The sequence below is a fragment of the Stenotrophomonas sp. YIM B13575 genome (assembly GCF_042787595.1).
Lineage (GTDB): Bacteria > Pseudomonadota > Gammaproteobacteria > Xanthomonadales > Xanthomonadaceae > Stenotrophomonas > Stenotrophomonas lactitubi_B.
The window spans coordinates 1-8,409 of record NZ_JBHZOP010000098.1; the positions used below are offsets into that span (position 1 = coordinate 1).

Annotated in this window: 9 protein-coding genes; all 9 read left to right on the forward strand. The window is 67.0% G+C overall.

What is annotated here, in order from left to right; genetic code table 11:
- Nucleotides 1-282 precede the first annotated feature (282 nt).
- The 9 genes from ACFX4F_RS15400 to ACFX4F_RS15440 all read left to right on the forward strand — a co-directional run bounded on the left by ACFX4F_RS15400 (nt 283) and on the right by ACFX4F_RS15440 (nt 8,186).
- Nucleotides 283-696, forward strand: a complete 414-nt coding sequence (locus ACFX4F_RS15400) for a YciI family protein (protein ID WP_380656783.1) — start codon at nt 283-285, stop codon at nt 694-696.
- Nucleotides 697-763: 67 nt separating this feature from the next.
- Nucleotides 764-1,186, forward strand: coding sequence for a VOC family protein (locus tag ACFX4F_RS15405; RefSeq protein ID WP_033830236.1), 423 nt, complete (start codon nt 764-766; stop codon nt 1,184-1,186).
- Nucleotides 1,187-1,220: 34 nt separating this feature from the next.
- Nucleotides 1,221-1,631: a VOC family protein gene (locus ACFX4F_RS15410; protein ID WP_380656787.1), complete on the forward strand. Its 411-nt coding sequence runs from the start codon at nt 1,221-1,223 to the stop codon at nt 1,629-1,631.
- 24 nt (nt 1,632-1,655) lie between these two features.
- Nucleotides 1,656-2,012, forward strand: a complete 357-nt coding sequence (locus ACFX4F_RS15415; RefSeq protein ID WP_380656790.1) for a DUF1428 domain-containing protein — start codon at nt 1,656-1,658, stop codon at nt 2,010-2,012.
- 45 nt (nt 2,013-2,057) lie between these two features.
- Nucleotides 2,058-3,320: an RNA polymerase sigma factor gene (locus ACFX4F_RS15420; RefSeq protein WP_380656793.1), complete on the forward strand. Its 1,263-nt coding sequence runs from the start codon at nt 2,058-2,060 to the stop codon at nt 3,318-3,320.
- Between the two features lie 107 nt (nt 3,321-3,427).
- Nucleotides 3,428-4,624, forward strand: a complete 1,197-nt coding sequence (locus ACFX4F_RS15425; protein ID WP_025878385.1) for a hypothetical protein — start codon at nt 3,428-3,430, stop codon at nt 4,622-4,624.
- Nucleotides 4,615-5,715 (forward strand): hypothetical protein, encoded by a 1,101-nt coding sequence (locus tag ACFX4F_RS15430; RefSeq protein ID WP_205405395.1) that lies wholly within the window; start codon nt 4,615-4,617, stop codon nt 5,713-5,715. Before ACFX4F_RS15425 ends, ACFX4F_RS15430 begins: the two co-directional genes overlap by 10 nt.
- A 133-nt stretch (nt 5,716-5,848) precedes the next feature.
- Nucleotides 5,849-6,523, forward strand: a complete 675-nt coding sequence (locus ACFX4F_RS15435; protein WP_380656798.1) for a hypothetical protein — start codon at nt 5,849-5,851, stop codon at nt 6,521-6,523.
- A gap of 16 nt (nt 6,524-6,539) precedes the next feature.
- Entirely contained in the window at nt 6,540-8,186 is a 1,647-nt protein-coding gene (locus ACFX4F_RS15440; RefSeq protein ID WP_380656801.1) for a CsgG/HfaB family protein, read from the forward strand.
- The last annotated feature ends 223 nt before the right edge of the window (nt 8,187-8,409 follow it).

The following is an 8,409-nucleotide window of genomic DNA, read 5'->3' on the forward strand; positions in this document are numbered from 1 at the left end:
GGCGGGTGGGGTTGGCGGGGTATCCGCGCCATGGATGGCGCGGCTAAGCCTCCAGGGATGGATTCACGGCGTCCCCGCCAATCCCACCCGCCCAGCCCCCACTCAGAAATCCAGCTTTCAGCGACCAACCCACCCCACCACGGAGGGGCCCCGCCGTTCGCCGATCCCCGCCGAAGGCGCGCTCTCCGCGATAAAAATAATTTCCAGGAAGCTGTCGATCCTCGCGCCCCCGGTTCGTTGTATGAGGGAAGGGCACGCACCCGCAGCCCAGTGGAGACCGCAATGAAAGTGATGGTGATCGTCAAAGCCAACGCCGATTCCGAGGCCGGGCGCATGCCCAGTGAACAGGAACTGGCCGCCATGGGCGCCTACAACGAACAACTGGTGGCCGCCGGCATCATGCTCGCCGGGGAAGGCCTGCATGCCACCCAGCGCGGGCGCCGCATTCATTTCGGCAGCGGTGCGCCGCAGGTCGAGACCGGCCCATTTGGTCCGGCCGGCCAGCAGATCGCCGGGTTCTGGCTGTGGGAGGTGCGCTCGCTGGACGAGGCCACCGAATGGGCCAGCCGTGCGCCCTTCGGTGCAGGCGGTGCGCTGGAGCTGCGCCCGCTGATCACCGCCGAAGACTTCGGTGAAGCCTTCACCCCCGACTTACAGCAGCAGGAACAGCGTCTGCGTGCACAGCTGGAAGGTTGATTCGATCCATTTCTCCGCCGGGCATGGCCCGGCGCTACCGCCCTGAAACGTACAACGGAGCAATGCCATGAAACTGATTCCCTTCCTTGGCTTCAGCGGCCAGGCCCACGACGCGATGGCGTTCTATGCGAAAGCACTCGGCGGCCAGGTCACCTCGGAAATGAAGTACCGCGACATGCCGCCGTCCGATGGTTCGCCGGGCTGCAATGAGATGCCGGCCGACACGCTCGACCATGTGGCCCACAGCCAGTTGGAGATCGGCAGCGCGATCGTGATGGCGGCCGACGGCCCCGGTGGCGGCGAGGGTGGTTCCACCACCATCAACGTCGACGTGGACAGCATCGAAGAAGCCGAACGCGTGTTCGCCGCGCTGGCCGAAGGTGGCCAAGTGCAGATGCCGATCGCCGAAACCTTCTGGGCGCACCGCTGGGGCATGTTGACCGACCGTTACGGCAAGCCGTGGATGGTCAACTGCATGAAGCAGCCCTGATCCCTTTTTCCTTCATCCACAAGGAGCTCTACCGATGAGTGCACCGCAACCGCAGATGATCTTCGTCAACCTGCCCGTGCAGGATCTGGAAAAAGCCAAGACGTTCTTCGCCGCGTTGGGCTACAGCTTCAACCCGGCTTTCACCGACGAGAACGCCGCCTGCATGGTGGTCAGCGAGAGCATCTTCGTGATGTTGCTGACCCAGCCGTTCTTCAAGCAGTTCACCACCAAGCCGATTGCCGATGCGCATGGCCACACCGAGGTGATCACCTGCCTGTCGGCGGACAGCCGCAAGGCGGTGGACGTGATGGTGGACAAGGCGCTGGCTGCCGGCGCCAGCGAACCACAGCCGGCGCGTGACTACGGCTTCATGTACCAGCGCGGCTTCCAGGACCTGGACGGCCACCTCTGGGAAATCGCACACATGGACGGCGAGCCGGGCTGACCGGCCGCCGCAGGGAGACTCCCCATGGCTTACGTGGATGCTTACGTGCTGCCGTGCCCGCAGGACAAGGTGGCGGCCTACCGCCGCCTTGCCCGCAAGGCCGGTGCGGTCTGGAAGGATCATGGCGCGCTGCAGTACATGGAGTGCGTGGCCGACGACGTGCAGCCCGGGAAATCGACGTCGTTCCCGCAGGCGGTGAAACTCAAGCCGGGCGAAACGGTGATCGTGGCCTTCGTGGTGTTCCGCACGCGCGCGGCGCGTGATCGCATCAACAAGAAGGTGATGGCCGACCCGCGGCTGGCGCATATCGGCCCCAAGGACATGCCGTTCGATACCAAGCGCATGTTCTGGGGCGGCTTCAAGCCGATCGTGGACGCGTGAACGCCGGTGCTTGTGCAGGCCGGGCCCGCATGCTGTGATCGCTGCATGCACGAGCCCGCCCTGAGCCAGCGCCTGGACACCCTCTGGCGGATGGAATCGCCAGTGTTGATCGCGCGCCTCGCGCGCCTGCTCGGCGGCGACGTCGGCCGCGCCGAAGAGCTGGCCCAGGACACCTGGCTGGCCGCGCTGGAGCGCTGGCCGGTGCAGGGCATCCCGGACAATCCCGGAGCCTGGCTGATGACCACCGCGCGCAACCGTGCCATTGATGTGCTGCGCCAGCACCAGCGGGTGGCGCAGCAGCATGCGCAATGGGGAGAGGAGCTGCACCCGGCCGCATTGCCCGCGCCCGACGACAGCCAGGCCCTGGAAGATGACATCGGCGATGACCTGCTGCGCCTGATGTTCGTGGCCTGCCATCCCGTCCTGCCTGCCGACGCGCGGGTAGCGCTGACCCTGCGCCTGCTGGGTGGGTTGACCACGATCGAGATCGCCCGCGCGTTCCTGCAGCCGGAGCCGACCATCGCCCAGCGCATCGTGCGGGCCAAGCGTACGTTGGCGCAGAAGCAGGTGCCCTACGAAGTGCCGCGTGCCGAAGCATTGCCGGAACGACTGGAGTCGGTGCTGGAGGCGATCTACCTGGTATTCAACGAAGGCTATGCGGCCAGCGCCGGCGACGACTGGATGCGACCGGCACTGTGTGCCGAGGCGCTGCGGCTGGCGCGCATTCTGGCCCATCGGATGCCGGCGCCTTCGGTGCTGGGTCTGTTGGCGCTGATGGAACTGCAGGCCTCGCGCGCGGCGGCCCGGGTGGATGCGCAGGGCGCGCCGATCCTGCTGGACCAGCAGAACCGGGCGCAGTGGGATTGGCTGCAGATCGAACGCGGCCAGCAGGCATTGGCGCGCGCGGTGTCGGCAGGCGGCGGCGATGATCCGTATGTGCTGCAGGCGCGGATCGCCTTCTGCCATGCCAGTGCGCGTCGCGCCGAAGACACCGACTGGGCGCGGATCGCCGCACTGTATGCGCAGTTGCTGCAGGTGATGCCGTCGCCGGTGGTGGCATTGAACCGGGTGGTGGCGGTGTCGCGCAGCGAAGGTGCGTTCGCGGCGTGGGCGCTGTTGCAGCCCTTGCTGGACGAGCCACGCCTGCAGGGCTATGCACCGCTGATGGTGGTACGCGGTGAGCTGCTGCAGCAACTGGGACGGGAGCAGGATGCACGTGACGCATTCGCCTCGGCAGCGGCCCTGAGCCAGAACCAGGCAGAGCGGACCTTGCTGCGGCAACGGGCCGGCCTGCCGCCGGAAAATTGAAGCCGACAAGGTCAGCACTTGTCGGTTTGCCCCGGAGCGGCTATGTTTCGCGCCCAGCGGGCGTGTTCACGCCTGTCTTTCGTGTGTCATGACCGAGGAGCGGTTGGATGTTTTCAAGGACGAAGAGCGCACCGCGCGCTTTTGCGCGCCTGCTTGCCTATGCCCTGTGCCTGGCCGTATGGCCGTTGGCCAGCCAGGCCGCAGACAAATCGCAGCAGGCCTACTGGGCCGGCTTTGCCTATACCGCTGACGCCGCCGCCGTACAGGCGACCACCCCGCATGCGCACGCCGTGCTGGAAAAGCGTGGCCTGATTCCGCTCAACCAGACCCTGGCACAGGCGCTCAAGCGCCGCGCGCCGGCCAACCTGGAACTGATCGACCAGCCGGTGGCGATGCTCGACGGCACCACCAGTGCCGTGGTCCTGGCCGCTGCGCTGGACCGCGAACTGGTGTCGGTCGAACCGATCGGCGACCAGTACAAGGTGCTGGTGGAAGTGGCCCTGCAGGCGCTGTTCTTCGATTTCCGCGAGCGCCAGGTGATCGCCTCCTATCCGCTCACCCTGCAGCGCATCGACGTGCAGGAGTACCGCCCGGACAGCGACGACATCGACGCGATCGTCGCCGATCTGCTGTACGGCGGTGCCGATACCAGCCTGTCGCAGGTGCTGGCCACGACCCTGGCGCAGGCCAAGCTGCCGGAAGCGGCCACGCGTCGCCTGCAGGTGGGTGCGGTGACCCTCTCCGACGCCACGCTGGCCAAGCTGCCCGACCCGAAGTGGGCCGGTCCGCTGCGTGCCACGCTGGCCCATGAACTGTCCAAGACGCTGTCGTCCAATACCGGTGTCGGCCTGCTGCCGCCGGCCTCGGGCCAGGCGATCGGCGGTGCCATGGCGGCGCGCTTTGCCGACGGCAAGGTCTACCAGCTGAAGATTCCCGAGGCGGACTACGTCATCAGCCTGCAGGTGGATGCGCTGAAGAACGGCGTCATCAGTGAAACGCCGGCGATGAAGACGATGCTGTTCGGCGCCTTCTTCACTGCCAAGGTCACCGAGCCGTTCTCCGGCAAGGTGTACTTCGAACAACCGCTGCGCAAGGGCGCCACCAAGGTGGTGCCGGTCACGCAGTGGCAGGTCGACCAGTGGTCGGCCAGCTACGAAACCCTGCTGGCCGGCTTCGATGCCTTCGCCGGCGCCGCCGCCAAGCGTGCCGATTCGCGCGCCTGGCTGGACGAGCAGAAGCCGGGCGGACGCCCGCTGCAGCAACAGACCCAAGCCCTCCAGGAGTTGATCAAATCATGTCGTTGATGCGTACCATCCTGCTCATCCTCATCGCCCTGGCGGTGGCCTCGCCGGTCGCCGCGCAGACCGCCAGCTCGCGCGGTACCGGTTCGGCCAGCTACAGCCTGCGCCTGAGTGCCGATACCCGTGCCCAGGCCCTGAACAAGGCCAAGGCCAATGCACTGGAGGCGTACATCGCCGAATCCGGCGCGGCCAAGCTGCGCCTGTTTGAATCGCGTCGCGCCGAATTCCTCGGTGAAATCGACCGCTACGTGCTCAGCGCGGTGCAGCTGTCGGACACCGAAGACAAGAAGGCCAAGACCTACAGCGTCACCGTCCGCGCCGAGATCAACACCACGCTGCTGCAGACCAAGCTGGATGCCGGTTCGGCCGTGGCCGGTGCCACCGCTGCGCAGCGCTCGCTGCTGACCTTCCTGTTCATGGCGCGCTCGCAGGACACCGTGCAGTCGTTCCAGGACAAGGAATACCGTCGCGTCGACGCCAGCAGCAGCTACAGCGAGAACACCCGTGAAGGCGACAGCTTCCGCGGCAACTCGGTCAGCACCAACGGCAGCATCAACCAGAACGGCTCGGTGTCGGTCACCAGCGGCGGCAGCACCACCGCGCGCAGCGACAACATCAGCTGGAAGGTGGCCAACGCCGCCGAAGTCAACACCGCCATGACCGGTGCCTTCAGCGCTGCCGGCTACGAAGTGGTTGAAGCCGAATACGTGGAAGGCGAGTCGCGCGGCCTGCTCAGCATCGAGCGCATCCGCAAGGACTTCAGCACCGGCAACGATCTGTCCGCGGCCACCCTGCGCGATACCGCCAACGGCATCCGCGCGGCGAACATCCCGTACATCGCCGTCGGCACCCTCGACGTCGGCATGCGCGACCGTGATCCGGCCAGCGGCAACACCCGCGTGTTCGTCACCGTCACCGGCAAGGTGCTGGACGTGACCGGACGCTTCCCGCGCACCGTGTCGTCGGTGGGCCCGGTGCAGTTCTCCGGTACCGGCCCGAACGAAACCGTCGCCCGTACCAATGCGCTGCAGCTGGCTGCCGAAAAGGCGGCCCAGCAGATGATCAACGAACTGAACGTCAAGGCGGTCCGCTGATACCGGATGTCGCCCGGCTCGGGCTGTTCCGCTGCGCTCGCCGGGCATGGCCCGGCGCTACCAGTGGGCTGCCCAGCGCCATCCATTGCTTCCACGTGCCGCATCGCGGCCGTCTCTCCCAAAGGAATCTTCCATGATCCGTAATACCGCTCTCGTCGTTGCCATCGCGGCCGCCACCCTGTCGATGCCGGCCCATGCCCAGTTCGGCAAGCTGAAGGACATCGCTGGCGCCGCCACCGGCACCTCCAGCAGCAGCACCAGCGCTGCCGCCCCGGACGAAGCCGCGCAGGAAGCGCTGGTCCGTCGTTTCGTCAGCTCGCAGTCGCACTCGCTGCAGGCGCAGACCTCCTTCGCCCGCGCCTTCGGCCTGGCCGAGCAGGTGCAGCTGCTGGAAGCCGAGCGCCAGGCGCTGTCGTCCGGTTCGGTGAACGTCGATGCGATGAAGAAGTCGGTGTCGGTCAGCGAAGCCGCACAGGCTGCCATCGACGAGCGCCAGGCCGCACAGCCGGAACTGAACGCTGAATCCAAGCAGCACTACGCCGAAGGCCTGGTCTCGCTGCTGGCCTCGGCTGCCGAAGCACAGAAGCTGAGTGGCGAAGCCAGCGGTTTTGCGGCCGGCATGAAGAACCTGGGCGCCACCCAGATGGCCACCGTTGGCCGCAAGCTGGCCGCCGGTGCCTGGGTTGCCAAGGAATCGCCGGGCTTCATCAAGGGCCTGTACGGCTCGACCAAGTCGGCCGTGACCTTCGCCAAGAAGAGCAAGGTGAAGGTGCCGTCCAACGCCGATTCGATGCTGGATTCGCTCTGATACGAGGCAGCTCCGCATGCGTACGACGACTCGATTGATCGGCCTGGGCCTGGCCGCGGCCCTGCTGGCAGCCTGCGGCAAGCAGGATGCACCGGCAGAAGCCGCACCCGCCAAGGACAAGGCCGCCAGTGCACTGGCCAGCAATGCGCCGGTGCAGGAAGCGCCCCTGCGTGGCACGCCGGATTTCGGCGGCACCACCCAGGTTGCGCGCGAAGCCGACGGTATCGGCAGCACCCCGGAACTGGCGGTGCTGGCGGCATTGCAGTCGGCCGTGGCCCAGGTCAACGGCGTACGCGTGGCCAGCCAGATGCAGAGCCTGCGCGCAGGCCTGCATGTGGACGTGGACGGTGAACACGTCGGCGATATCCGCGCCGACGCGTTCTCCCAGCAGATGATTGCCGGCTCGCAGGGCGCGGTGCTCGGCTATGAAATCCTCTCGCAGGATGAAGTGAGCCAGCTCGACGAAGAGACCATTGCCCGCGTGCGCGCCAGCGACGAAGGCTGGAGCTTCAAGGGTTCGGCCTCGGCCAGCGCCACCGGCGAAGCCTCCGCCAAGGGCGGATCGGCGTCGGCCAGCGTCAAGGAAAACTACGAAGAGCAGGTCAAGGTCGACGCCAAGCGCGGTGCCAGCTCCTTCGATTCGGACGTCACCCGGCGCAGCATGCGCAGCTACTGGAAGGTGCGTGTCCGCGCGCAGATTGCCCAGTACCGTGCGCCGGATGAAGAAGGCAAGCCGAAGATCGTGGTGGCCCTGCCGCGCACCAAGTCGGGCAGCTATGCCGTTGGCGATGGCCGGGTGAATGCCGACGAGGTCGCCCAGGCGATCCGCGCGCGGCTGTCCGACACGCTTACCCAGACCCAGCGCTTCATCGTGCTGGACCGCGAGTTCGGCGACGAACTGCAGGCCGAGATCGACCACATCAACAGTGGCAACGTGCGCCTGCAGGACACCGCACGCGTTGGCCAGCAGCTGGCGACCGACCTGATCCTGATTCCGACCATCGAACGTTTCGAGTACCCGCGCAGCGTGCGCAACCTGCGCATGTCCGATCGCCAGGTGACCTCGTACTCCGGTGGCGGCCGCATCACCCTGCGCCTGGTCAACGCCACCACCGGCCAGGTGGTGATGTCCGACAGCTTCGACCACCAGCTGGCCTCGACCGGCCCGAGCACCCTGCCGCGCGTGGTCAACGGCCGCAGCATGGCTGCCTCGATGATGGATTCGCTGTCCGGCCAGATCGGCAGCACCATCGTCACCACGTTGTTCCCGGTGTCGGTGGTGTCCGTCGATGGCGACCAGGTGGTGCTGAGCCAGGGCGGTGACACCGTGCAGGTCGGCCAGCGCTGGCAGGCCGTGCGCCTGGGCGAAGAGCTGAAGGACCCGCAGACCGGCCGCTCGCTCGGCCGCAGCGAGCATCCGTGCTGCACCATCCGCATCGACCGCGTGGCCGCGCAGACCTCCTACGGCACCCTGGAAGAGGGCGTGGACGCAATGCGCGGTGGTTTCCGCCCGGGCCAGATCGAACTGCGTCAGAAGCTCGGCAGCAAGCCCAAGGCTGCCGCCGGCGCAACCGCATCGGCCGCCCCGGCCGCCGCCGCGCGCCCGGCCAGCAAGCCGAAGCCCAAGCCCGCCGCCGCCCCGGCTGAAGACCCGAACTGGTAAGAACCTCCAGTTCGATGCACGTGGGGGTCAGAGCCCTTTCCCGCCGGGAAAGGGATCTGACCCCTTCTTGTTTTCGTTCGACACCTACCCGAGCAGACCGCCGTTCCGACAGATTGCGGAGATCTGTCGAAGGCGGGGTGGGGCAGCGTGCGGGGGCGTGAGCCGCATGGATGCGGCGACCGAGCTTACATGGACGTACTTGCAGCGGCCCCCGCACGCTGCC